At 64.0% G+C, this 23,956-nt stretch carries 19 protein-coding genes; 5 read left to right on the top strand and 14 right to left on the bottom strand.

The window, feature by feature from the left end; translation table 11 throughout:
• Window positions 1-54: 54 nt before the first annotated feature.
• The 4 genes from eutC to DMX11_RS14845 all read right to left on the bottom strand — a co-directional run bounded on the left by eutC (window position 55) and on the right by DMX11_RS14845 (window position 5,457).
• On the bottom strand, window positions 55-873 hold the full coding sequence (gene eutC, locus DMX11_RS14860; RefSeq protein ID WP_110745212.1) for an ethanolamine ammonia-lyase subunit EutC: 819 nt from the start codon (window positions 871-873) through the stop codon (window positions 55-57).
• An 8-nt stretch (window positions 874-881) separates the two neighbouring features.
• Window positions 882-2,276 (bottom strand): ethanolamine ammonia-lyase subunit EutB, encoded by a 1,395-nt coding sequence (locus DMX11_RS14855; RefSeq protein ID WP_110745211.1) that lies wholly within the window; start codon window positions 2,274-2,276, stop codon window positions 882-884.
• A 46-nt stretch (window positions 2,277-2,322) separates the two neighbouring features.
• Window positions 2,323-3,771 carry an ethanolamine permease gene (gene eat, locus DMX11_RS14850; RefSeq protein ID WP_110745210.1) on the bottom strand — a complete coding sequence of 483 codons (1,449 nt, stop codon included), beginning with the start codon at window positions 3,769-3,771 and terminating at the stop codon, window positions 2,323-2,325.
• Between the two features lie 165 nt (window positions 3,772-3,936).
• Window positions 3,937-5,457, bottom strand: a complete 1,521-nt coding sequence (locus tag DMX11_RS14845; RefSeq protein ID WP_110745209.1) for an aldehyde dehydrogenase family protein — start codon at window positions 5,455-5,457, stop codon at window positions 3,937-3,939.
• A 254-nt stretch (window positions 5,458-5,711) separates the two neighbouring features.
• On the opposite strand from DMX11_RS14845, the gene DMX11_RS14840 reads away from it, so the two are divergent.
• From DMX11_RS14840 to DMX11_RS14825, 4 genes are all read left to right on the top strand, one after another.
• Entirely contained in the window at window positions 5,712-7,643 is a 1,932-nt protein-coding gene (locus DMX11_RS14840) for a sigma-54-dependent Fis family transcriptional regulator (protein WP_110745208.1), read from the top strand.
• 66 nt (window positions 7,644-7,709) lie between these two features.
• Window positions 7,710-9,059: a UDP-N-acetylmuramate:L-alanyl-gamma-D-glutamyl-meso-diaminopimelate ligase gene (gene mpl, locus DMX11_RS14835; RefSeq protein WP_110745207.1), complete on the top strand. Its 1,350-nt coding sequence runs from the start codon at window positions 7,710-7,712 to the stop codon at window positions 9,057-9,059.
• On the top strand, window positions 9,056-9,685 hold the full coding sequence (ubiX, locus tag DMX11_RS14830) for a flavin prenyltransferase UbiX (protein ID WP_110745206.1): 630 nt from the start codon (window positions 9,056-9,058) through the stop codon (window positions 9,683-9,685). Before mpl ends, ubiX begins: the two co-directional genes overlap by 4 nt.
• Window positions 9,682-9,969 (top strand): YceK/YidQ family lipoprotein, encoded by a 288-nt coding sequence (locus DMX11_RS14825; protein ID WP_110745205.1) that lies wholly within the window; start codon window positions 9,682-9,684, stop codon window positions 9,967-9,969. The genes ubiX and DMX11_RS14825 overlap by 4 nt, the downstream gene beginning before the upstream one ends.
• 45 nt (window positions 9,970-10,014) lie before the next feature.
• On the opposite strand, the gene DMX11_RS14820 is transcribed toward DMX11_RS14825, so the two are convergent.
• The 6 genes from DMX11_RS14820 to DMX11_RS14795 form a co-directional block, all read right to left on the bottom strand.
• A complete protein-coding gene (locus DMX11_RS14820; protein ID WP_110745204.1) occupies window positions 10,015-10,659 on the bottom strand; it encodes an oxidoreductase in 645 nt (214 codons plus the stop codon).
• A gap of 27 nt (window positions 10,660-10,686) precedes the next feature.
• Window positions 10,687-12,420 carry a C13 family peptidase gene (locus tag DMX11_RS14815; protein ID WP_110745264.1) on the bottom strand — a complete coding sequence of 578 codons (1,734 nt, stop codon included), beginning with the start codon at window positions 12,418-12,420 and terminating at the stop codon, window positions 10,687-10,689.
• 527 nt (window positions 12,421-12,947) lie between these two features.
• On the bottom strand, window positions 12,948-14,054 hold the full coding sequence (locus DMX11_RS14810; RefSeq protein ID WP_110745203.1) for an acetoin dehydrogenase dihydrolipoyllysine-residue acetyltransferase subunit: 1,107 nt from the start codon (window positions 14,052-14,054) through the stop codon (window positions 12,948-12,950).
• Window positions 14,051-15,073, bottom strand: coding sequence for an alpha-ketoacid dehydrogenase subunit beta (locus DMX11_RS14805; protein ID WP_110745202.1), 1,023 nt, complete (start codon window positions 15,071-15,073; stop codon window positions 14,051-14,053). Before DMX11_RS14805 ends, DMX11_RS14810 begins: the two co-directional genes overlap by 4 nt.
• Before the next feature lie 33 nt (window positions 15,074-15,106).
• Window positions 15,107-16,084: a thiamine pyrophosphate-dependent dehydrogenase E1 component subunit alpha gene (locus tag DMX11_RS14800; RefSeq protein ID WP_110745201.1), complete on the bottom strand. Its 978-nt coding sequence runs from the start codon at window positions 16,082-16,084 to the stop codon at window positions 15,107-15,109.
• Between the two features lie 22 nt (window positions 16,085-16,106).
• Window positions 16,107-17,162 (bottom strand): ATP-NAD kinase family protein, encoded by a 1,056-nt coding sequence (locus DMX11_RS14795; protein WP_110745200.1) that lies wholly within the window; start codon window positions 17,160-17,162, stop codon window positions 16,107-16,109.
• Window positions 17,163-17,445: 283 nt separating this feature from the next.
• On the opposite strand from DMX11_RS14795, the gene DMX11_RS14790 reads away from it, so the two are divergent.
• Window positions 17,446-19,299 (top strand): sigma-54-dependent Fis family transcriptional regulator, encoded by a 1,854-nt coding sequence (locus DMX11_RS14790; RefSeq protein ID WP_110745199.1) that lies wholly within the window; start codon window positions 17,446-17,448, stop codon window positions 19,297-19,299.
• Window positions 19,300-19,389: 90 nt separating this feature from the next.
• Here the strand turns inward: DMX11_RS14790 and accC are convergent, their stop codons facing one another.
• The 4 genes from accC to DMX11_RS14770 all read right to left on the bottom strand — a co-directional run bounded on the left by accC (window position 19,390) and on the right by DMX11_RS14770 (window position 23,732).
• Window positions 19,390-20,745 carry an acetyl-CoA carboxylase biotin carboxylase subunit gene (gene accC / locus DMX11_RS14785; protein WP_110745198.1) on the bottom strand — a complete coding sequence of 452 codons (1,356 nt, stop codon included), beginning with the start codon at window positions 20,743-20,745 and terminating at the stop codon, window positions 19,390-19,392.
• A gap of 17 nt (window positions 20,746-20,762) precedes the next feature.
• Window positions 20,763-21,224 carry an acetyl-CoA carboxylase biotin carboxyl carrier protein gene (gene accB, locus DMX11_RS14780; RefSeq protein ID WP_110745197.1) on the bottom strand — a complete coding sequence of 154 codons (462 nt, stop codon included), beginning with the start codon at window positions 21,222-21,224 and terminating at the stop codon, window positions 20,763-20,765.
• A gap of 100 nt (window positions 21,225-21,324) precedes the next feature.
• The gene (aroQ, locus tag DMX11_RS14775) at window positions 21,325-21,780 is read right to left on the bottom strand and encodes a type II 3-dehydroquinate dehydratase (RefSeq protein WP_003255330.1); all 456 of its coding nucleotides are present in this window, start codon (window positions 21,778-21,780) and stop codon (window positions 21,325-21,327) included.
• A gap of 179 nt (window positions 21,781-21,959) precedes the next feature.
• Entirely contained in the window at window positions 21,960-23,732 is a 1,773-nt protein-coding gene (locus DMX11_RS14770) for a protein-disulfide reductase DsbD (RefSeq protein WP_110745196.1), read from the bottom strand.
• Window positions 23,733-23,956: the final 224 nt, after the last annotated feature.

Below are 23,956 nucleotides of genomic sequence, written 5' to 3'. Positions count from 1 at the left end.
GCATGCTGCCCCAATGCTGGCCTTTAGCGCAATCCGCCCTCCGTGACATGTTCTTTACCCTTCGCCGAGCAGGAAGTTGCCTCGCTGGGAAGGGCCATTTTCGCTGTCGATGCTATGGATCTCGGCTTCGTCCTTCAGATTCACTCCGGAAAGCTGGCGCCGGCAGGCTTCGCGCATCAAGTACAGCAGGCGATGTGCCGCCATGCCATAACTCAGGCCCTCCAGGCGGATGTTGGAAATGCAGTTGCGGTAGGCGTCGGTCAGGCCGACCTTGGGTGCATAGGTGAAATACAGGCCAAGGCTGTCGGGCGAGCTGAGCCCCGGGCGTTCACCGATCAGCATCACCGTCATGCGGGCGCCAAGCAATTCGCCAACCTCGTCGGCCACCGCCACACGGCCCTGTTGCACAAGCACTACCGGGGCGCTGGTCCATCCGTCGGCGGCAGCCTGTTCTTCGAAGCGGGTCAGGAATGGCAGCGTATGGCGGTGCACGGCCAGCGCCGACAGGCCGTCGGCGACGACGATGGCCAGGTCGACGCCGCCGGGGTTGGCCTGGGCGTGCTGGCGCAGCGTGGCAATCGAGTCTTCATTCAGGCGCCGGCCCAGGTCCGGGCGCTGCAGGTATTGGTGGCGGTCGCTGGCGGCGCTGTGCAGCACCAGGCTTTCGCGCCCACGGTCACTCAGCTGGGTAGCCAGGCTGGCGTGGTCGAAGGCCAGGTGCACGGCATCGCGGGCCTGGGCATGGGCGAACTGGAAGTCCAGCTGCGCGCCGGTCGGCAGGCTGGTGCCGGTGCGGCCCAGGGCAATGCGCGCCGGGGTCAGGGTGCGCAGGGCCAGCCAAGGGTTATCGGGGGTAGGCGTGCGATGGTCCATGGTCGTCCCTATGCAAGCTGTGCCAAGGCCTGGCGGAAAGCCGGCGGCAGGTTGTCACCGAAGCGCACCCGGCCATCGGCCTGGGTGAAGATGCCGGTGCGGGCCAGCCATGCCTCGAATTCCGGCCCGGGCTTCAGGCCCAGGGTCTGGCGCGCGTACAACGCGTCGTGGAACGAGGTGGTCTGGTAGTTGAGCATGATGTCGTCGGAGCCGGGGATGCCCATGATGAAGTTGATCCCGGCCACACCCAGCAGGGTCAGCAGGGTGTCCATGTCATCCTGATCGGCCTCGGCGTGGTTGGTGTAGCAGATATCGCAACCCATCGGCACGCCCAACAGCTTGCCGCAGAAATGGTCTTCGAGGCCGGCGCGGATGATCTGCTTGCCGTTGTAGAGGTATTCCGGGCCAATGAAACCGACCACGGTGTTGACCAGGAACGGCTTGAAGTGACGGGCCACGGCATAGGCGCGGGTTTCGCAGGTCTGCTGGTCGACGCCGTGGTGGGCGTTGGCCGAGAGCGCACTGCCTTGGCCGGTTTCGAAGTACATCAGGTTCTGCCCGAGGGTGCCGCGTTTCAACGACAAACCTGCTTCGTAGCCTTCCTGCAACACGTTCAGGTTGATGCCGAAGCCGGCGTTGGCCGCCTCGGTGCCGGCGATGGACTGGAACACCAGGTCCAGTGGCACGCCGCGGTTGATCGCTTCGATCGAGGTGGTGACGTGGGTCAGCACGCAGGACTGGGTCGGGATGTCGTAGCGCTGGATGATGGCGTCGAGCATTTCCAGCAGGGCGCAGATCGAAGCGATGCTGTCGGTGGCCGGGTTGATGCCGATCATGGCGTCGCCGTTGCCGTACAGCAAGCCGTCGAGAATGCTGGCGGCAATACCGGCCGGTTCGTCTGTCGGGTGGTTGGGTTGCAGCCGGGTCGACAGGCGCCCGCGCAGGCCCATGGTGCCGCGGAACCGGGTGACCACGCGGATTTTTTGCGCCACCAGCACCAGGTCCTGCACGCGCATGATCTTCGACACGGCAGCGGCCATTTCCGGCGTCAACCCGGGCGCCAGGGCGCGCAGGCTGTCTTCGTTGGCTTCCTCGCTAAGCAGCCAGTCGCGCAGACCACCGACGGTCAGGTGGCTGACCGGGGCGAAGGCCTGGGTATCGTGGGTGTCGATGATCAGGCGGGTAACTTCATCTGCTTCGTAAGGGATCAATGCTTCATTGAGGAAGTGCGTCAGCGGAATATTGGCCAAAGCCATCTGCGCGGCGACGCGCTCGCCGTCGTTGCTGGCCGCGACGCCTGCCAGGCAGTCCCCGGAGCGTGCCGGGCTGGCCTTGGCCATCACTTCCTTGAGGCTGTCGAAGCGGTAGACCAGATGGCCGACCGTGTGTACGAAACTTGCCATACAGAATCTCCAGAGCCGCGGGCTGCCCCGCGGCGGGTGGCGGCGATCAGTGCAGGGCCTCTTCGGCCTTCTGGATCGCGGCGAATTCCTCTTCCGGTGTGCCCGCAACCAGGTGGTGGCGGCTGTAGAAAGCAAAGTAGGCAATTAATACCGCATAGATCACTGCGGCGCCAATGACTACTCGCGGGTCGACCAGGAACCCGGCGACCACGGCGATGCACGCCAGCACCAGCGCCAGGCCGGAGGTGAAGATGCCACCTGGGGTGCGGTATGGGCGTTCCATCTTTGGCCGGCGGATGCGCAGGGTGATGTGCGCAGCCATCATCAGCACGTAAGACAGGGTAGCGCCAAACACTGCCACCAGGATGAGCAAGTCCCCCTGGCCCGTCAGCGACAGGGCAAAACCGATGATGCCGGGGATGACCAAGGCCATTACCGGGGCCTTGCTCTTGTTGGTTTCCGACAGCTTGCGCGGCAGGTAGCCAGCACGGGACAGGGCGAAGATCTGCCGGGAATAGGCATAGATGATCGAGAAGAAGCTGGCGATCAGCCCGGCCAGACCGACCAGGTTGACGAAGCCGCCCATCCAGGTGGAGCCGCCGTAGGCCTTCGACAGGGCTTCGACCAGCGGGTTACCGGAGGCCTTCAGCGCCTCGGAGCCTGCGCCGCCCGGGCCGACCACCAGGATCAGCAAGGCGAAGGCCAGCAGTACCAGCATGGCGCCGATCAGGCCGCGAGGCAGGTCACGCTTGGGGTTCTTGGTTTCTTCTGCGGCCAGCGGCACGCCTTCGACGGCAAGGAAGAACCAGATGGCGTAGGGGATGGCTGCCCACACGCCGACATAGCCGAACGGCAGGAAGCTGCTGGCGCCGACGGCGTCCGTTTTGGCGATGTCGAACAGGTTGGCCGCATCAAAATGGGGCACCATGCCGATCAGGAACACGGCCAGTGCAATGGCGGCGATGGCGGTGATGATGAACATCAGCTTCAATGCCTCACCCACGCCGAAAATGTGGATGCTGATGAACACGATGTAGAACGCCAGGTAGATCATCCAGCCGCCGATACCGAACAGCGATTGGCAGTAGGCGCCGATGAACACCGCGATGGCGGCAGGCGCGATGGCGTATTCGATAAGAATCGCCGTGCCGGTCAGGAAGCCGCCCCACGGCCCGAACGCGCTGCGCGCAAAACCGTAGCCGCCGCCAGCAGTCGGTATCATCGATGACAGCTCGGCCAGCGAGAAGCACATGCACAGGTACATGGTGGCCATCAGCAAGGTGGCGAGGAACATGCCGCCCCAGCCGCCCTGGGCCAGGCCGAAGTTCCAGCCGGCGTAGTCGCCGGAGATGACGTACGCCACGCCCAGGCCGACCAGCAGCACCCAGCCGGCGGCACCTTTTTTTAGTTCACGTTGCTGGAAATAGTCCGAGCCGACCTTTTCGAAGTCGACGGAGGAACCTGCCGGGGACCCGGCGGAATGATCGCTTGGCATAGATTCACCTGTTGTTTTTCTTGGTGGCCGGAAGGGTTTCAGGCCGATGGTGATGGGTACTGCAGGAAGCGAGCCAGAGCGGCTGGTGCACGGTTGCCGCTCTGGGTTTTGTGTAGATCAGCTCCGGCCTCTTCGCGGGCGTGCCCGCGAAGGCCGCAACGCGGTTTAGAAGAAGCCCAGCGGATTGATGTCGTAGCTCACCAGCAGGTTCTTGGTCTGCTGATAGTGATCCAGCATCATCTTGTGCGTTTCACGGCCAACCCCGGACTTCTTGTAGCCACCGAACGCGGCGTGCGCCGGGTACAGGTGGTAGCAGTTGGTCCACACCCGGCCAGCCTTGATCCCGCGGCCCATGCGGTAGGCACGGTTGATGTCGCGGGTCCACACGCCCGCACCCAGGCCGAACTCGGTGTCGTTGGCGATCGCCAGCGCTTCGGCTTCGTCCTTGAAGGTGGTGACGCTGACCACCGGGCCGAAGATTTCTTCCTGGAACACGCGCATCTTGTTGTTGCCCTTGAGCAGGGTCGGCTGGATGTAGTAACCGGTGGCCAGCGAGCCTTCCAGCTTCTCGACCTTGCCGCCGGTGAGCAACTCAGCGCCTTCGTCCTGGGCAATCTGCAGGTACGAAAGAATCTTCTCGAACTGCTGCTGCGAAGCCTGCGCGCCGACCATGGTGTCGGTGTCCAGCGGGTCGCCGCGCTTGATCTGCAGCACCTTCTTCATCACCACTTCCATGAACTGCGGGTAGATCGACTCCTGCACCAGAGCACGCGACGGGCAGGTGCACACCTCGCCCTGGTTGAAGAACGCCAGCACCATGCCTTCGGCCGCTTTTTCGATGAAGCTCGGCTCGGCCTGCATGATGTCTTCGAAGTATACGTTCGGTGACTTGCCGCCCAGTTCGACGGTAGACGGGATGATGTTCTCGGCTGCGCATTTCATGATGTGCGAGCCGACCGGGGTAGAACCGGTGAAAGCGATCTTGGCGATACGCTTGCTGGTGGCCAGGGCTTCACCGGCTTCGCGGCCATAGCCTTGCACCACGTTGAGTACGCCAGGTGGCAGCAGGTCGCCGATCACTTCCAGCAGCACGGTGATACCCAGCGGCGTCTGCTCGGCAGGCTTGAGTACCACGCAGTTACCGGCGGCCAGTGCAGGCGCCAGCTTCCAGGCGGCCATCAGGATGGGGAAGTTCCACGGGATGATCTGCCCGACGACGCCCAGCGGCTCGTGGATATGATAGGCCACAGTGCCTTCGTTGATCTCGGCGGCACCGCCTTCCTGGGCGCGGATGCAGCCCGCGAAATAGCGGAAGTGGTCGACGGCCAGGGGAATGTCGGCGTTGAGGGTTTCGCGGATTGGCTTGCCGTTGTCCCAGGTTTCGGTAATGGCCAGCAGTTCAAGGTTCTGCTCGATGCGGTCGGCAATCTTCAGCAGCACGTTGGAGCGATCCTGCACCGAAGTGCGGCCCCAGGCGTCGGCAGCTGCGTGGGCGGCGTCGAGCGCTTTATCGATGTCTTCGGCAGTGGAGCGGGGAAATTCGGCGATCAGTTTGCCATTCACCGGGGACGTATTTTCGAAGTACTGCCCCTTGACCGGAGCTACGAACTCGCCACCGATGTAGTTGCCGTAGCGGTTCTTGAAGGAAACCTTCGCGCCTTCGGTACCGGGATGTGCGTAACGCATGGTGTGTCTCCTGGCTATTGTGTTTGTTGAGGAGTTGAAAAGCGTAGAGCAAAGGTTGGGCCAGCGCTGGCCGTGCCAATCAAATCAATGACTTGGGTCATTTTTACCAGGCTGATCAAGGGGCGTTGTGCCGGCGCCGGTACGGCTGGGGTGACATTTTGTGCCGTTTGCGACACCTCACAGGCATGTGCATTGCAAAGCCTACCCGGGTGGAGGATGCTGGGCTGACGCTCTATCTGCGGAGAATTACAACAATGCAGAGCAATCACTTCACTCGCCACGCCCGGCAGGTGCATAGCGTTGCCCATGGTGGGGCCGGGGAGGGCGGCAGTGACCCGTCCATCGCCCGCTCCTGGCTGCGCTGCCTGGAGGACTACCACCTCGACCCCGCAGTGATCGAGGCCCCGGTGGTACTTGAGCACGGGCGCCTGCTGGAAAGCCGCGAGCGCCTGCGTCAGGTGCTGCAGATTGCCGACCATGAAATGAACAGCCTGCATCAGCAGCTTTCCGGCGCCGGCCATGCGGTACTGCTGACCGACGCCCGCGGGGTGATCCTCAACTGCGTCAGCGCGCCCAGCGAGCGGCGCAGCTTCGAGCATGCCGGGCTGTGGCTGGGCGCCGACTGGAGCGAGGCGCGAGAGGGCACCAACGGTATCGGCACCTGCCTGGTCGAGCGCCAGGCGCTGACCATTCACCAGAACGAGCACTTCCGTGGCCGCCACACCGGGCTGACCTGCTCGGCCAGCCCGGTGTTCGACCCGCATGGCGAGCTACTGGCGGTGCTCGACGTCTCCTCTGCGCGCCCTGACGTATCCCGGCAAAGCCAGTTTCACACCATGGCCTTGGTCAACCTGTCGGCGAAGATGATCGAAAGCTGCTACTTCCTGCGCCATTTCGAACAGCAGTGGCTGCTGCGTTTTCACCTGCAGGCCGAGTCGGTCGGCCTGTTCAGCGAGGGCCTGTTGGCGTTCGACGGCGACGGGCGGATCTGTGCGGCCAACCAGAGCGCGCTGAACCTGCTGGGCACCGTGCGTGGTGGCGTGCTGGGCAAACCTTTGGAACGCTTCTTTGCCTGCAGCCACGATGAGCTGTTCAGCCGCGCCACGCCAGGTGGCAGCACTGCCTGGCCGCTGCGGACACTGGACGGCCGCCAGGTATTCGCCAGCCTGCGGGGGCAGGCACGGGCGCCGGTATGGTCGGTACCCGCTGCCCAGCCTCGGCCCGCGCGGGAGGTCGAGCCGCTGGTGTGCCTGCTCGACCCGGCGCTGCAAAACGATTTTCGGCGCAGTGTGCGGGTGTTCGAACGCGATGTGCCTTTGTTGCTGCGCGGCGAGACCGGCTGCGGCAAGGAGGCCTTCGCCCAGGCCGTGCATCAGGCCAGCGAGCGGCGCAGCAAGCCATTCGTTGCCATCAACTGCGCTTCGATCCCGGAGAGTCTGATCGAGAGCGAACTGTTCGGTTACCGCGGCGGCACCTTTACCGGCGCGCGCAAGGAAGGCATGCGTGGCAAGTTGCTGCAGGCCGACGGCGGCACCTTGCTGCTGGACGAAATCGGCGACATGCCGCTGGCCCTGCAAACCCGCCTGCTGCGTGTACTGGAAGAGCGTCAGATAGTACCGATCGGTGGCGAGCCGCAGGCGGTGGATGTGCGCATTGTCAGTGCTACGCACCGCGACCTGCTGGAGCGGGTGGAGCAGGGCAGCTTCCGCGAAGATTTGTATTACCGCCTGAATGGCCTGGAAGTGACGTTGCCGGCAGTGCGTGAGCGCAGTGACAAGGCGCAATTACTGGACTTCCTGCTGCGTCAGGAAGCCCAAGGGCAACTGATCGACATCGAACCCAGGGCGCGGCAGGCACTGCTCGACTTTGCTTGGCCGGGCAACGTGCGGCAAATGCGCAATGTGCTTCGTACGCTGGTGGCGCTTTGCGACGACTGCCGAATCGGCTTCTCGGATCTACCCCCCGCAGTGCGCAGCAGTGCCAAGCTTGTGGGCGCGGGCGTTGGTCCAGGAACTGCCGGTGAACTCGTGGGTAGTGACGTTTTGCAAGACGCGGAACGGGAAGCGCTTATGGTGACCCTACAGGCAAAACACTGGCACCTCACCCGTGTCGCCGAGCACTTGGGCATCAGCCGCAATACCTTGTATCGAAAACTGCGCAAACACGGCATCACCAAGGCCGACTAAGCGAAACAGCGGGTGCGATTTGTCGCGCCCTGGGCTACCCTGCCTCGATGTTTTGCGAGGTTGACCATGCATATTCACATTCTCGGTATTTGCGGCACTTTCATGGGGTCGCTGGCGGTGCTGGCCAAGGAACTTGGCCACCGCGTCACCGGCTCTGATGCCAACGTCTATCCACCGATGAGCACCCAGCTCGAAGCCCAGGGCATCGAGCTGACCCAAGGCTACGACCCGGCCCAGTTGGAGCCGGCACCCGACCTGGTGGTGATCGGTAACGCCATGTCACGCGGCAACCCTGCGGTTGAATACGTGCTGAACAAAGGCCTGCCTTATGTTTCCGGCCCGCAGTGGCTGGCTGATCACGTGCTGCAAGGCCGCTGGGTGCTTGCCGTTGCCGGTACCCACGGCAAGACCACCACCAGCAGCATGCTGGCCTGGGTGCTGGAGCACGCCGGCATGAGCCCGGGTTTCCTGATTGGCGGCGTACCGCAGAACTTCTCGGTGTCGGCCCGCCTGGGTGACACGCCGTTCTTCGTGGTCGAGGCCGACGAGTACGACAGTGCCTTCTTCGACAAGCGCTCGAAGTTCGTGCACTACCACCCGCGCACTGCGATCCTCAACAACCTTGAATTCGATCACGCAGACATCTTCCCAGATCTGGCATCGATCGAGCGGCAGTTCCACCACTTGGTGCGGACTATTCCCAGCGAGGGCCTGGTCATCCACCCAACCACCGAGCAGGCGCTCGAGCGGGTGATCGGCATGGGCTGCTGGACCCCGGTGCAGACCACCGGTGAGGGCGGCCAGTGGCAAGCCCGCCTGCTCAGTGCCGATGGCTCACGTTTCGAAGTGCTGTTCGATGGCGAAGTGCAAGGCGTGGTGGAATGGGCCCTGACTGGCCAGCACAACGTCGCCAACGCCTTGGCAACCCTGGCAGCAGCGCGCCATGTGGGCGTGGTGCCGGCCATGGGCATCGCTGGCCTCAGCGCCTTCAAGAGCGTCAAGCGGCGCATGGAGAAGGTCGCCGAAGTGCAAGGGGTGACCATTTACGATGACTTCGCACACCACCCGACCGCCATCGCCACCACCCTCGACGGCCTGCGCAAGCGCGTTGGCGAGGCGCCGGTGATTGCAGTGATCGAACCACGCTCCAATTCGATGAAGCTCGGCGCTCACCGTGACGGTTTGCCGGAAAGCGTCAACGACGCTGACCAGGTGATCTGGTACGCACCGGCCAACCTGGGCTGGGACCTCGCCGCCACCGCCGCGCAATGCAAGGTGCCGAGCGTCGTGGCCGACAGCCTCGAGGCGATCATCGAGCGGATCAAGGGCCAGGCCCGGCCAGGGACGCATGTGGTGATCATGAGCAATGGCGGCTTCGGCGGCCTGCATGGCAAGCTGGCCGAGGCGCTGAAGTGAGCGGGCCGGAACGCATCACCCTGGCCATGACGGGCGCCTCGGGCGCCCAGTATGGCCTGCGCCTGCTCGATTGCCTGGTGCGCGAGGACCGTGAGGTGCACTTCCTGATCTCCAAGGCCGCGCAACTGGTGATGGCCACCGAGACCGACGTGGTGCTGCCGGCCAAGCCCCAGGCGATGCAGGCCTTTCTTACCGAATACACCGGCGCCGCCGACGGGCAGATCCGTGTATATGGCAAGGAAGACTGGATGTCGCCGGTAGCCTCAGGCTCGGGCGCCCCGGCAGCGATGGTGGTGGTGCCCTGTTCCACCGGTAGCCTGTCGGCCATTGCCACGGGTGCCTGCAACAACCTGATCGAGCGTGCGGCGGACGTTACGCTCAAGGAACGTCGCCAGCTGATCCTGGTACCGCGCGAAGCGCCGTTCTCCACTATTCACCTCGAGAACATGCTCAAGCTTTCGCAGATGGGTGCGGTGATCCTGCCGGCAGCACCGGGCTTCTATCACCAGCCACAAACCATCGACGATCTGGTCGACTTTGTCGTGGCGCGCATTCTCAACCTGCTGAACATTCCCCAGGACATGTTGCCCCGCTGGGGTGAGCATCACTTCGGGGTGGATGATTGAAGCGAGCACTGGCGGGATTGCTGGCGCTGGTGATGCTGGGGGGCTGCGCCACGGTGCGCACGCTGGATGCCAACAAGCTGGGCGCACCGGTGGTGTATGCCGGTACCCGACTGGATTTGTACGTGATCAATGGCGGGTGTTGCCCGCGGGATCATTACGGGGCTGACGCTCCGGCATATCCGCGCCTCGATCTGCCGGGGAGCATGTTGCTTGATACCCTGCTGCTGCCGTTGTCCTTGCTGACAGCGGCCGGCATAGGCTTCCAGGCTAGCGGCGGCCTGTGATGGCTTTTCGCGGTCGTGCCCTCGAAAGGCCATCACCAGCGAAGCCTAAATCTTGCCCAGCCTGCGCAACTCATCCGACTCCACAATCCGCACCCCGTCTTCTTCCTCCAGCGCCAGCCGCCACAGGGCACGGGCCAAGGTACAAGCCTCGATTCCCCGGTATTTCCCGGGTATCAACCTGGAAAACGGCGAAACCAGCTGTTCACTGAGCCGCGGTTCAATCCGCTCGCCCAGCAGGAACGAGGGCCGCACGATGGTCAACTGTGGCCAGTCCTGAGCCTTGAGCGCTTCTTCCATCTCGCCCTTGACCCGGTTGTAGAAGATTGACGACTTGGGGTCAGCGCCGACGGCACTGACCACCAGCAGATGCCGTGCGCCCATTTCCCGGGCACGCTTGCTGAAGGCGACCACCATGTCCAGATCCACGGCGCGGAAAGCTGATTCGGAACCGGCCTGTTTCAGCGTGGTGCCCAGGCAGCAGTAAGCAATGTCGACCCGGCCGGCCAACTGTGGCAAGAACACCGCCGGGTCGCCTACCGGGTTTTCCAGATGCGGGTGTTCGGCCAGTGGCCGGCGGGTGGGGGCCAGCACACGGCTGATGGTGGGCTCGTTGAGCAGGCGGTCGAGCAGGTGTTCACCGGTGAGGCCGGTGGCACCGGCAAGCAGGACATGCTGAGGCGTCAAATACATGATGTCTCTCCCTTGTTACACACAAGTCTAGTGGCTGGTCGGCGTTTTTGCCTGACCTCCCACAGTGGCCTGTGAGGCGTTACGCAATGCTTCTTCGGCCTGTTGCCGGCGCAGGTGTTGCCAGTGCTCAAGTACGGCTGGCGGCGCCCACAGCTGCGGCTCCGAGGCCTCGAAGCCTTCCCTTTGTTCTCTTTCGGCAACGCTGGAACGCGCCAGTTCAAACGCCTGTTTCAGGTCGTCGGTCTGGTTAAGGGCTTCGGCAAACAAGGCATCGCCAAAGTAGGTGAAGTCGGCTTCCTCCGAACACCCGAAGGACACCCGGTCGGCCCGCGCGGCTGTCATGATCAGCGTACGGTCATCCTTGAGCGGGGCGATATAGCCCCCTGAATAGCAGGCGGAGATGACAATGACTTTGTCGCGGTTCTTCAGCGGCGCCAGGGCGGTGGCCAGTTCATCGGCGGACAGGTCGGCCAGTTGCAGGCGCGGCTGGTCGAGCACCAGTTGGTGGTCCTGGCTGCCGTGGCTGGTCAGATAGATGAACACCAGGTCTTCAGGGCCGCTGCGCTCGGCCAGGGTCTGGGCGGCGCGGGTAAGGTTCTCGCGGGTGGCCATGGGGCGGGTGGCCATGTGGTCACGGTGGTTGATCAGGGTCACCTGGCCGCGGGCGCCGAAGCGCACTTTCAGCATGTTGCTGACGTAGTCGGCTTCGCGCAGAAACACGCTCTGCTGGCCATCGCCAGCGACCACCAGGCTGTACAGCTGGATCGCTGGCACCGAGCGCGGCACCCGGGTCAGTGCCTCGTCCAGCAGCCGGCCCTGGTTGAGCAGGGCCAGGTCCAGCGGGTCGGGCAGCAGCTTGCCGTTGTGGTCGCGCACGCGCACGCCGTTGGCCCACACGCCGCTTTCTACCTTGCCGCTTGGCAGAATCAACCGCCCACGGCCGTGGTAGGCATCGTTGAAGAAACCGCCGATATACTTGCTGCCGTCGGCCAGTTGCAGGCTACCCTCGCCTGAAAAGCGCCAGTCGACGAAGTCACCTTTGTAATGGCTACCATCGCTGCCCAGCAGTTCACCTTCGCCGATCAGCGAGCCATCCTTGAATTCACCGATCCACACATCGCCATCGGCGTTTTCGTAGCGGCCACGGCCCTCCAGGCGGTTGTCCTTGAATTCGCCGATGTACTGCTCGCCATCAACGCTGTCGTAGGTGCCGGCGCCTTGTAGCTGGCCGTTGACGAAGTGGCCGCTGAACTGGTTGCCGCTGGCATCGCTGCGCACCCCGGCACCGTTGGGCTTGCCCTTGGCGAACAGGCCTTGGTAGCGACTGCCGTCGGCGAGCTCCAGTTGGCCTGCGCCCTCGTACAGGTCGTCCTTGAACTGGCCACGGTAGGTCTGGTCGGCTTGCTTGAGGGTGCCTTCGCCGTCGCGGCGCCCGTGGCGGAAGGTGCCGCTGTAGTGGCTGCCCGGGGTGGTCAGGTCGCCCAGGCCCTGAAACAGCCCTTCGGCGAACTGGCCGCGGTAGACCTCGCCGTTCTGGCCATGCCATTCGCCTTGGCCGTGCCACTGGCCGTCCTTGAAGCTGCCGGCGTACCAGCTGCCGTTGGGGTAGTCGATCCGGCCCTCACCCTGCAGCAGACCATCGACCACCTGCCCCCGGTAACGCCCACCGTCAGGCAGGCGCGCGTCTGGCGGTAGCAGCGATTCGCCATCGCCACAGGCGGCGAGCAGCAGGACCAGAGTAATGGGGAGCAGTGGACGCATGGCGAGGACCGGGTAATAGGTCTGCCGAGTATGACGCAGAATGGGATCCTGAAACAGCGAGCGCGTAGGGTGGCGCATCGCCCTGTAGGCGCGCCCCGGCAAGGCTGCTCCTGCAGGATTTGCGCTGCCCTTGAGGCTCGGTCACCAAGCACGGCGACCCTGAGACGGTATCCCCGAGGTGGATTGGGTGATTGCTGGTGGGTGCATGCCTTGGGTAGTTCGTCGCCTGGGCGATCGAGCGCCGCCCGCGCGGCGCATCGCGAGCTACGCTCGCTCCTACATCTGTTTCGGGCCAGTATCGACTGCACCTGCGCGCGCGACCGCCTTGTTTGTAGAGCACGATCTCGTGGAGAGCGCTAAGGGGGGCGCGCGCCTCGGCCCCAGGAATAATTGGCCCGAAACAAATGTAGGAGCGAGCGTAGCTCGCGATGCGCCGCGCGGGCGGCGCTCGATCGCCCAGGCGATGAACTACTCAAGGCATGCACTTCCATGCCCTGACGCCATTTCCAGGCATGCACCTCATCCCCTCAATGCCGCCGCAAGAACTCCGCCAGCCTCCGGTTGACCTGCTCGGCCGCCTCCATCTGCACCATGTGCCCGGCCTCGGGCAGCACCAGCACTTCAGCCTCCAGCCCTTCGGCATGGCTGGCCGGGATGATCGCGTCCATGCCACCCCACACCACCAGCGCTGGATGCTGGCCCAGTACGCCGCGCAGGTCGTGGCGCTGGCGATCGCCATCGGCGAGCGCTGCTGACAGCTGTTGCAAGGCCTGGTCCACGCCTTCCAGGCGCTTGAACTTGAGCATGTCCTCCAGCATCTGCCGGGTGACCAGCGCCGGGTCGGCGAACAGTTGCACCATCTGCGGCTTCAGCGCGTTGCGATTGGCTGCGGTGACGAAGCTTTGCAGATAATGGCCGTTGATCTCCTGGCCCAGACCAGCGCTGGCGACCAGGCTCAGGCTAGCCACTCGTTGCGGCGCCAGGCGCGCCACGTTCAGGCTGACCGCGCCGCCCATCGAATGGCCGGCCAGGTGCGCCTTGGCGATGTCCAGGTGGTCGAGCAGGGCCAGTACGGTTTCGCTCAGTTCATCCAGGTCACCGCGTTGCAGGGCTTTGGCCGACTCGCCATGCCCTGGCAGGTCGAGGGCGATTACCCGGCGTTCGGTGGCCAAGGCCGGGTGGTTGAACAGCCAGTTGTTGAGGTCGCCACCAAAACCATGCACCAGCACCAGCGGTGTGCCGCCTTCGCCCAATTCGAACCAGCGCAGCAAGCGGCCACCCACTTCCGCCTTCTGCGGGGCCGGCCCCTGGGCCTGGTCGGCGCCACCGTCGGCGACGAATTCGGCCTGGAAGCGCTGCACCACGGCATCGATCTCGGCCTCTTCGGCCTCGCCTTCCACCACCACTGCCAGCAGCGCGCCAACCGGCAGGGTTTCATCCGGTTTGGCCACCCGGCGGCGCAGCACGCCACTGAACGGCGCTTCGACGCTGCTGCTGATCTTGTCGGTTTCGACGTCCAGCACCTCGTCACCCTTGCTGATTTCGTCACCCTCCTGTTTGAGCCAGGTGTCTACCCGGCCCTCGGTCATCGACAGGCCCCACTTGGGCATGGTCAGGGTATGGATCTGGCTCATGCGGCACTCCTTGCGGCTTCGATCACCTTGCGCACTGCGGCCTCGACCTTCGCTGCGTCTGGGATGTAGAGGTCTTCCAGGGCGTCGGAGAACGGCACCGGGGTGTGCGGCGCGGTGACCATTTCGATCGGGCCCTTCAGCGCGCCGAAGGCCTTTTGCGCCACCAGTGCGCTGATGTCGGTGGCCATGGAACAGCGTGGGTTGGCTTCGTCGATCACCACCAGGCGGCCGGTCTTTTCCACGCTTTCCAGGATGCTTTCTTCGTCCAGCGGGCTGGTGGTGCGCAGGTCCAGCACTTCACAGTCGATGCCCTGACGGGCGAGGTTGTTGGCGGCCTCCAGCGCCACGTGCACCATGCGCCCGTAGGTGACCAGGGTCACGTCGTCGCCATCGCGCAAGAAGTTGGCTTCGCCAAACGGTACGGTGTACACCTCTTCCGGCACTTCGCCCTGCATGCTGTACAGCAGTTTGTGCTCGCAGAAGATCACCGGGTCGTTGTCGCGGATCGCCTGAATCAGCAAGCCCTTGGCATCGTACGGCGAGGACGGGCAGACCACCTTAAGCCCGGGGATATGCGTCCACAGCGAGGTGAGCATTTGCGAATGCTGGGCCGCCGCGCGCAGGCCGGCGCCATACATGGTGCGCATCACCAGCGGGGTCACTGCCTTGCCGCCGAACATGTAGCGAAACTTGGCGGCCTGGTTGAGGATCTGGTCCAGGCAGCAGCCGGCAAAGTCGACGAACATCAGTTCGCACACCGGGCGCAGGCCCTGTGTGGCCGCACCGACGGCCGCGCCGACGTAGCCGATTTCCGACAGCGGCGCGTCGAGCACGCGGCCGGGGAATTGGTGATACAGGCCTTTGGTCACGCCCAGCACGCCACCCCAGGCGTCATCCTCGCCAGGGGCGCCGGCTCCGCCGGCAACGTCTTCGCCAATGATGAACACGCTGTCGTCGCGGCGCATTTCCTGGGCCAGGGCTTCGTTGATGGCCTGCTGGTAGCTGATCTTTCTTGCCATGGTGGTTCTCCTGTTGTTCTTGTAATCCGCGGCTCAGGGGTAGGCGACGTAAACGTCGGTGAGCAGGTCGGCGGGCTGTGGCTTGGGATCGGACTTGGCGCGACGCACGGCGTCTTCGATCAGGTCCTCGACGCGGGCGTCGATGGTGTCCAGTTGCTCGGCCGTGAGCAGGCCGGCGCGGGTGGTCTTGTTGCGGAACTGCATCAGGCAGTCGCGCGACTCGCGCAGGTTCTTCACCTCATCGGGGGCGCGGTAGGTTTGCGCATCACCCTCGAAGTGGCCGTAGTAGCGGCTGAGCTTGACCTCGACCAGCGACGGCCCTTGCCCCGAGCGGGCACGCTCGATGGCCGCGCCAGCTGCCTCGTACACGGCAAAGAAGTCGAAGCCATCGATGGTTACCCCAGGCATGCCGAAGCCGGCTGCGCGGTCGGCAATGTGGTCGCAGGCCACCGACCAGTTCGAGGCGGTGGCCTCGGCGTAGCCGTTGTTCTCGGCGACGAAAATGCACGGCAGGTTCATGATCGACGCCATGTTCATGGCCTCGAACACCGCGCCTTCGTTGGAGGCGCCATCGCCGAAGAAGGCTACCGACACATCGTCACGGCCCTTGAGCTTGGCCGCCAGCGCTGCTCCGGCCACCAGCGGTGCGCCGGCCCCGACAATGCCGTTGGCGCCGAGCATGCCTTTTTCCAGGTCGGCAATGTGCATCGAGCCGCCCTTGCCACCGCACACGCCGGTCTTCTTGCCGTAGATCTCGGCCATCATGCCGTACACGTCCACACCCTTGGCGATGCAGTGGCCATGGCCGCGGTGGGTCGAGGCGATGCAGTCGCTGTCGCGCAGGTGGGCCATGACCCCGGCGGCCGAGGCTTCTTCGCCGGCATACAGGTGGACGAAACCGGGGATTTCACCGGTGGCGAACTCCACATGCAGGCGTTCTTCGAAGGCGCGGATGGTGCGCATTACTTCATAGGCATGCAGCAATTGTTCAGTACTGAGCTGATTGGACATCTTGTTGTTCTCCAGGGTTGTCTCAACACGGGTTTGCAGGGTGCAGCCGGTGGCCGCGGGGTACTGCCAGCAGGTGATGACGGGCGGCGTGTGCCAGTACAGCCTCGACGTCCACGCTGAGCGGGCCTTGAGGGTCGAGCGTGATGGTGGGGGTGTCGTGATCGGCAAATTCGATTTCGCGCTCGCCGTCCAGGGCCAGGGTGCCGCTGGAAAGGCTCAGGCGATGGGCAACGCCGGGTGTCAGCGTGCCGCTGGCGGTCACGCCGCAGGCTTGCAGAAGGCCGGGGGCCAGCGGTGCGAGCAGTGTCTGCTCGGCACCAGGGTTCAGGCGTATCCAGGCGCCGTGCGGGTCCAGGCGTGATACCGGGCACCACAGGCCGCAGAGGGCTGACAGGCCAATGGCATGGGGCTCGGCGAAACAGGCGAATACTTCAGCAAGGTCTTCACTGCGGCTGAGCGCGCGGGCGCCGATGAAGCGCTGCGGTGATACTGCCACTTCCACCAGAGCCCATTCGGCCAGCTGCTGTTCCGGCACTTTCACCAGCAAGCGCTTGTTGCGACGCAAGCCGAGGCTGGCCGGTACCTGGCCGCTGGCGAGCAGGCCACCGGCCAGGCCTGCGCTGGTGGCCTCGCGCAGTTCGGGGAAGGCATTGTTGGTGCCAGTGGACAGGGTGAGCAGCGGTACGTCACCCGCTTCGGCGGCGACCGCCTTGTGGGTGCCATCGCCGCCGAGCACGGCGATCAGCGCCACGCCGCGTTCGACCATGCGTCGGGTGGCCAGACGGGTGTCGGCTACGGTCTGGGTCAGCGGCAGGTCGAGTATTTCGATGGCCGGCCAGTGCTGGTCACGGGCGCCTGGGCCCTGGCTGGCTTTGAGCACGGCGGCGGCGATGCCGGTCATGTCGCTGGGCAGCAGCACCTGGCCGATGCCAGTGGCACCGAAGGCCGCCAGCAGGCGCTGGATCGCCGAGGCCTTGTCGGTGCTTGAATACAGCCCGGCGCTGGCCGTCAGGCGGCGCAGGTCGCGGCCAGAGGCGGGGTTGGCAATGATCCCGACGGTCGGGGCGGGTAGCGGCATGGCGCACCTCGTATTTTCGTTTGCAAGGGCAGGAGCAAGCGCGGTGCCAGCTTTTCGTGGCGCAGCTGAAAGGGCCGCGCCAGAGCAGTTTTGCTGCGCTCAGGCAGGTGCTCATTGCGCTGCTGGCGAGACGCCGGGTGCCAGCGCGGGGCCTGGGTTGGCGAGACGCTGAGACGCAGCGTCTCAAGCCGGCCGGTAATCACACAGTGCTTGTCGGGGCATGCCGGGAAGCGCTTAATGGCCGCACAACGATAAAAACAGCAACGAGAACCGGAGGGCCCGAATGCTTGCCGCGAACTCCCGAGCCCATGTCGACTGCGTCAGCAGGGTGCTGAAAAATGCCGACCGCCTGCCACAGGCGCCGGTGCCGCCGCTGATCCTCGATTCATGGCGCCGTTCCATGGAGCTGTACCGCCTCGATCCTGGCTCCCAGCAGGGGCCGCGCATCCTGTCCCAAAGCCTGCTCAACGAATGCCGCGAACGCGCTGAATTGTTCCTTCGCATTGCCAGCGATGCGGTGGCCCGCCTGCACGAGCGCGTACGCGGTGCCGACTATTGCGTGCTGCTGACCGATGCCCAGGGGCGCACCATCGATTACCGGGTCGAGTCGGCCATCCGCAACGATTGTCGCAAGGCCGGGCTGTACCTCGGCACCTGCTGGTCGGAGGGCGAGGAGGGCACCTGCGGTGTGGCAGCGGTGCTGACCAGCAAGGCGCCGGTCACGGTGCACAAGCGCGATCACTTCCGCGCTGCTTTCATCGGCCTGACCTGCACGGCGGCGCCGGTGTTCGATCCACTGGGTGAGTTGCTGGGCGTGGTGGATGTGTCGGCCTTGCAGTCACCTGACGACCGCCGCAGCCAGCACCTGATCCGCCAGTTGGTCGAGCAGACCGCCCGCGAAATCGAAAACGCCTTCTTCATGCACAGCGCCCAAGGCCATTGGGTGATGCGCGCCCACGGCACGCCCGGCTACGTGGAAAGCCAGCCTGATTACCTGCTGGCCTGGGATGCCGATGGCCGCCTGCAAGCGATCAACAGCCTGGCGCGGGAGCGGCTGGTAGAGCGTCTGGGGCGTTTGCCCGAGTACATTGGCGAACTGTTCGACATCGACCAGCTACGCCGGGTGAGCGCGTCGTCCGCCCAGCGCCTGCCTGGCCTGGGCGGTTTGTATGGCCGGGTCAGCGCACCGCAGCAACGCCAGCGTGCGCAGCCTTTGCGTCAGGCCCAGGACACCCGTATCGAGCAGCACCTGCGGTTGGCCACCCGGGTCAAGGACTGCAACCTGGCGGTGCTGGTGCTGGGTGAGACCGGGTCCGGCAAGGAGGTATTCGCCCGTCAGCTGCACCAGCAAAGCCAGCGCTGTGATGGCCCGTTCGTTACCCTGAACTGCGCGGCCATCCCGGAAAACCTGATTGAGAGTGAGCTGTTCGGCTATGTGGCCGGGGCCTTCACCGGGGCCTCCAGCAAAGGCATGCAAGGGCTGTTGCAGCAGGCCGATGGCGGCACGTTGTTCCTCGACGAAATCGGTGACATGCCGCTGAACCTGCAGACCCGCCTGTTGCGGGTGCTGGCGGAAGGTGAGGTGGCGCCGCTGGGCGCGGCGCGGCGGGAGCGGGTGGATATTCAGGTGATCTGTGCGACCCATCGCGATCTGGCGGCAATGGTGGCGGACGGGCGATTTCGTGAAGACTTGTACTTCCGCCTGGCCAATGCCCGTTTCGAGCTCCCGCCCTTGCGTGAGCGCGATGACCGACTGGGCCTGATTCACCAGTTGCTGGCCGAGGAGGCCGCGGCCTGCGGGGTGGAGGTGGTGATGGCGGATGACGCGCTGCAGGCGCTGCTGGTTTATCGTTGGCCGGGCAATTTGCGCCAGCTACGGCAAGTGTTGCGGTATGCCTGTGCGGTGAGTGAAGGCGGGCAGGTGCGGCTGCAGGATCTGCCGCAGGAGGTGCGCGGTGAAGCGGTCGGCTCGGCGGAAAGCGGGGTGTCGTGCCCGGCCCGGCAGCTGTTGCTGGACGCGCTGATCCGCCATCGCTGGAAACCGGCCGATGCGGCGCGGGCATTGGGCATTTCGCGGGCGACGCTTTATCGGCGAGTGCATGAGCATCGCATTGACATGCCGCGGATGAAGGGGTAGAGCCCTGGGGCCGCAACGCGGCCCCAGATTCAGGCAGGCGATAAAAAACCCCGGCACAAGGCCGGGGTTCTGGTACATCACACTACACGATCAGTCCTGGTTGGCCAGTTTGTGCTCGAGGTAGTGAATGTTGACGCCGCCTTTGCAGAAACCTTCATCACGCACCAGGTCGCGGTGCAGCGGGATGTTGGTCTTGATGCCGTCGACGACGATCTCGTCCAGGGCATTGCGCATGCGCGCCATGGCTTCGTCGCGGTCCTTGCCGTAGGTGATCAGCTTGCCGATCAGCGAGTCGTAGTTCGGCGGAACCGAGTAACCGCTGTACAGGTGCGAATCGACGCGAACGCCGTTGCCACCCGGGGCGTGGAAGTGCTTGACCTTGCCTGGGCTCGGGATGAACTTCTTCGGGTCTTCGGCGTTGATCCGGCACTCCAGCGAGTGGCCACGGATGACAACGTCTTCCTGGCGGAACGACAGCTTGTTGCCAGCGGCGATGCTCAGCATCTCCTTGACGATGTCGATGCCAGTGACCATCTCCGACACCGGGTGCTCAACCTGCACACGGGTGTTCATCTCGATGAAGTAGAAGCGACCGTTTTCGTACAGGAACTCGAAAGTACCAGCACCACGGTAGCCGATCTCGATGCACGCATCGACGCAGCGCTTGAACACTTCCTGGCGAGCTTTTTCATCGATGCCCGGGGCAGGTGCTTCTTCCAGGACCTTCTGGTGACGGCGCTGCAGCGAGCAGTCACGGTCGCCCAGGTGAATGGCGTTACCCTGTCCGTCGGACAGTACCTGCACTTCCACGTGACGTGGGTTGGTCAGGAACTTCTCCAGGTAAACCATCGGGTTGCCGAAGGCAGCACCGGCTTCGGTACGGGTGAGCTTGGCCGAGGAGATCAGGTCCTCCTCCTTGTGCACCACGCGCATGCCGCGACCACCACCGCCACCGGCGGCCTTGATGATCACCGGGTAGCCGACGTCACGGGCAATCGCCAGGGCGACTTCTTCGTCTTCCGGCAGCGGGCCATCGGAGCCCGGCACGGTCGGTACGCCCGACTTGATCATCGCGTCCTTGGCCGAAACCTTGTCGCCCATCAGGCGAATGGTGTCGGCTTTCGGGCCGATGAAGGCGAAGCCGGACTTTTCCACCTGCTCGGCGAAATCGGCGTTTTCAGCCAAGAAGCCGTAACCCGGGTGAATCGCGGTGGCGCCAGTCACTTCGGCGGCAGCGATGATCGCCGGGATGTGCAGGTAGGAATCCTTCGACGATGCAGGGCCGATGCAGACCGATTCGTCTGCCAGGCCCAGGTGCATCAGTTCACGGTCGGCAGTGGAGTGCACGGCGACGGTCTTGATGCCCAGCTCTTTGCAGGCACGCAGGATCCGCAGGGCAATTTCCCCGCGGTTGGCGATCAGGACTTTTTCGAGCTTCCCAGACATCGTTGGCTCTCCGCGATTCAAACGATGGTGAACAGCGGCTGGTCGAACTCAACCGGCTGGCCGTCTTCTACCAGGATGGCGTCGATGACACCGCCAACATCGGCTTCGATGTGGTTCATCATCTTCATGGCTTCGACGATGCACAGGGTGTCGCCTTTCTTCACGGACTGGCCCACTTCTGCGAAGTTAGGCGAGGTCGGCGAAGGCTTGCGGTAGAAGGTGCCTACCATTGGCGAACGGATCACGGTGCCTTTCAGGGCTGGGGCGGCAGCAGCGGCTTCGGCGGCTGGCGCAGCAGCGGCAACCGGCGCAGCGGCAGGGGCGGCAGCCATAGGCGCCGGTGCGTAGAACTGCTGGGCAGCTGGGGTCTTGCTGTGACGGCTGATACGGACCGACTCTTCGCCTTCCTTGATCTCCAGTTCGTCGATGCCAGACTCTTCCAGCAGCTCGATCAGTTTCTTGACTTTACGGATATCCATTAATCATCAACTCCCAAAGGTTCGGTCAGGGGGCGAAATACAAAAAAACGTATCTGAAACGTTTCTCTCGAACCCCGGCCCATTCAGGCCAGGGTTTTCATCATTTGGGCTGTGCGTTGGCAGCCAGTTGTTCCAGCGCGGACTCCAGGGCCAAGCGATAACCGCTGGCGCCCAGACCGCAGATCACCCCTACGGCAACATCGGAAAAGTAGGAGTGGTGGCGGAACGGTTCGCGTTTGTGCACGTTGGACAGGTGCACTTCGATGAATGGGATGCTCACCGCAAGCAATGCGTCACGTAATGCGACACTTGTGTGGGTGAAAGCAGCCGGATTGATCAGGATGAAGTCCACACCCTCGTTGCGTGCCGCGTGAATGCGGTCGATCAGTTCGTATTCGGCATTGCTCTGCAGGTATTGCAGATGATGGCCTGCGGCGCGGGCACGTTGCTCCAGGTCCTGGTTGATCTGGGCCAGGGTCACGGCGCCGTAATGGCCAGGCTCGCGAGTACCGAGCAGGTTGAGGTTGGGGCCGTGGAGCACCAGTAGCGTTGCCATCTGCGGATTCCTTGGATTTGTAGGGCAATTCGACACAGCGCGGCGAGTGTGCCGTAAAGCGACGGCAAGTGTCCAGTTCCCGGCAATAGCCAGCACGATGACCGAGATTCGCGCGAAGTATGTGACCAAATAATTAAATCTGGTCACTCATTTCAGGATTTTTCCCGGCTCGCGGGAAGTTATAGACCGACTTTGCCGCGCACGCGCGTCAGAATCTGCGCAAATTCACCGGCATTTATCTCGCCAATCACCCGATCAGCGGTAATTTCGCTGCCGTTCGCAGCAAAGAACAGCAAAGCAGGTGGGCCGAACAGCTGGTAGCGGTCGAGCAGCTTGCGTTGTTCGACATTGCTCTCTGTGATGTCGAAACGCAGCAGTTTGAAGGCCGCCAGTTGTGGCTGCACCTGTGGCGCGTTGAGCACTTCATGTTCGATCACCTTGCAGCTGATGCACCAGTCGGCATACCAGTCCAGCAGTACCGGCTGCCCAGCCTCCTTGGCCTGAGCGAGGGCAGCGTCCAGTGCCTCAGGTGTGGTGACGGTCTGCCAGGCATCGGCCTTGGCTACCGCGCTGCTGCCACTGGCTGTAACAGTCGCAACCGCAAGTGGCCGCAGTGGATCACCTTGGCCACTGAGGGCGCCGTACCAGCAGGCCAGTGCGTACACCAGCAAGGCCAGGCCAAGCAATTGCGCCAGGCGCTGGCGCGTGGTCTTGACGACGAATTCCAGGGCACCGAGGAACAGCGCCACCCCTGCCGCGAGGAATCCGACCAACACCAGGGTCACCTGGCCCGGCAGCACACGGCTGAGCAAGCCGATGGCCAGCCCTAGCAGCAGCACGCCGATAGCGTTCTTGACCGTGTTCAGCCAAGGGCCACTTTTCGGCAGCCAGGCTGCGCCGCCGGTGGCCACCAGCAGCAATGGCGCACCCATGCCAAGGCCGAGGGCGAACAGTTTCAGTGCACCGCCCAGGGCATCGCCGCTGGCGCTGATATACAGCAAGGCGCCGGCCAGGGGCGCGGACACGCATGGCGAAACCAACAGGCTGGAGAGCACGCCAAGTACCGCTGCACCCAGCAGCGAACCGCCCCGGGTGTGGTTGGCGACGTTATTCAGGCGGTTGTTCAGGGCTTGCGGCAGTTTCAATTCGAACAAACCGAACATGGCCAGGGCGAACACCACGAAGAATAACGCGAAGGGCACCAGCACCCAGGCCGATTGCAGGCGCGCCTGCAGGTTCAGGCCGGCGCCGAACAGGCCCATCAGCGCACCGAGTGCTGCGAAGCTGGCGGCCATCGGCAGCACATAGGCCAGCGACAGCGCCAGCCCGCGCACGCCGCCAACCTGGCCGCGCAGCACGACCCCGGAAAGGATCGGCAACATTGGCAGGACGCAAGGGGTAAAGGTCAGGCCGACCCCGGCGAGGAAGAACAGCAGCAGAGACTTCCAGTTCCAGCCGTGTTCGCGGGTGGCTGGCGCGTTTGCAACGCCTTCGCCATCGATACTCAGGCGTGCGGTTTCCGGCGGGTAGCACAAGCCCTTGTCGGCGCACCCCTGGTAGCCCACCAGCAGGGTGAAGGCGCGTGGGTCTTTGCGTGGCAACTCGATATCGAGCACGCCGTGGTACACCTCGACATCGCCGAAGAATTCATCGTGCTTGGCCTCACCCTTGGGGATGTTCGGCGTGCCCAGGGTGATATCGGCCGGTTCCGTGTGGAACTGGAAGCGATGGCGGTAGAGGTAGTAGCCATCGGTGGCAACGAAACGCAGCTTGATGGTTTGCGCATCGGCTTGGACCAGGTTGAGCTTGAAGGCCTCGTGTACCGGCAGGAAGTCGGCGTTGTTGGCCAGCGAAGCGGCGCCAAGGGTGGCGCTGGGGCGGTTGTCGAGCAGGCCCGTGGCGTAGGCAGGGCTGGCCAGCAGCAGGAACAGCAGGAAAAACAGGCGGCGCATGGCGGACTCGCGAGGTGGAACGTGCTGCGCATGATAGCGGAGTTGGTGTGGGTTGGGGCCTTTAGGGCTTGTCATGGGATGTTTGGCGCCTGGGAGATCGAGCGCCGCCCGCGCGGCGCATCGCGAGCTGCGCTCGCTCCTTGTATGTTGTGTCTGACCTGGCCAGAGAGGTTATTCTCGTCAGGTTCAAGAAGCACTTCCGGGGAGACCGATCGCTCCTGAAG

This window comes from Pseudomonas sp. LB-090624, from assembly GCF_003205205.1.
GTDB lineage: Bacteria > Pseudomonadota > Gammaproteobacteria > Pseudomonadales > Pseudomonadaceae > Aquipseudomonas.
Note: the sequence above shows the minus strand (reverse complement) of the source record. Positions and strands in the feature narration are given on the sequence as shown.

What these genes read in the sequence shown, in the direction of transcription:
- DMX11_RS14805 (WP_110745202.1), bottom strand. Translation starts at nt 15,073, where the DNA reads ATGGCAAGAAAGATCAGCTACCAGCAGGCCATCAACGAAGCCCTGGCC.
- accB (WP_110745197.1), bottom strand. Translation starts at nt 21,224, where the DNA reads ATGGATATCCGTAAAGTCAAGAAACTGATCGAGCTGCTGGAAGAGTCT.
- eutC (WP_110745212.1), bottom strand. Translation starts at nt 873, where the DNA reads ATGGACCATCGCACGCCTACCCCCGATAACCCTTGGCTGGCCCTGCGC.
- DMX11_RS14770 (WP_110745196.1), bottom strand. Translation starts at nt 23,732, where the DNA reads ATGCGCCGCCTGTTTTTCCTGCTGTTCCTGCTGCTGGCCAGCCCTGCC.
- DMX11_RS14800 (WP_110745201.1), bottom strand. Translation starts at nt 16,084, where the DNA reads ATGTCCAATCAGCTCAGTACTGAACAATTGCTGCATGCCTATGAAGTA.
- eat (WP_110745210.1), bottom strand. Translation starts at nt 3,771, where the DNA reads ATGCCAAGCGATCATTCCGCCGGGTCCCCGGCAGGTTCCTCCGTCGAC.
- DMX11_RS14815 (WP_110745264.1), bottom strand. Translation starts at nt 12,420, where the DNA reads ATGCGTCCACTGCTCCCCATTACTCTGGTCCTGCTGCTCGCCGCCTGT.
- DMX11_RS14790 (WP_110745199.1), top strand. Translation starts at nt 17,446, where the DNA reads ATGCTTGCCGCGAACTCCCGAGCCCATGTCGACTGCGTCAGCAGGGTG.
- DMX11_RS14840 (WP_110745208.1), top strand. Translation starts at nt 5,712, where the DNA reads ATGCAGAGCAATCACTTCACTCGCCACGCCCGGCAGGTGCATAGCGTT.
- DMX11_RS14810 (WP_110745203.1), bottom strand. Translation starts at nt 14,054, where the DNA reads ATGAGCCAGATCCATACCCTGACCATGCCCAAGTGGGGCCTGTCGATG.
- DMX11_RS14820 (WP_110745204.1), bottom strand. Translation starts at nt 10,659, where the DNA reads ATGTATTTGACGCCTCAGCATGTCCTGCTTGCCGGTGCCACCGGCCTC.
- aroQ (WP_003255330.1), bottom strand. Translation starts at nt 21,780, where the DNA reads ATGGCAACGCTACTGGTGCTCCACGGCCCCAACCTCAACCTGCTCGGT.
- DMX11_RS14845 (WP_110745209.1), bottom strand. Translation starts at nt 5,457, where the DNA reads ATGCGTTACGCACATCCCGGTACCGAAGGCGCGAAGGTTTCCTTCAAG.
- accC (WP_110745198.1), bottom strand. Translation starts at nt 20,745, where the DNA reads ATGTCTGGGAAGCTCGAAAAAGTCCTGATCGCCAACCGCGGGGAAATT.
- mpl (WP_110745207.1), top strand. Translation starts at nt 7,710, where the DNA reads ATGCATATTCACATTCTCGGTATTTGCGGCACTTTCATGGGGTCGCTG.
- DMX11_RS14855 (WP_110745211.1), bottom strand. Translation starts at nt 2,276, where the DNA reads ATGGCAAGTTTCGTACACACGGTCGGCCATCTGGTCTACCGCTTCGAC.
- DMX11_RS14795 (WP_110745200.1), bottom strand. Translation starts at nt 17,162, where the DNA reads ATGCCGCTACCCGCCCCGACCGTCGGGATCATTGCCAACCCCGCCTCT.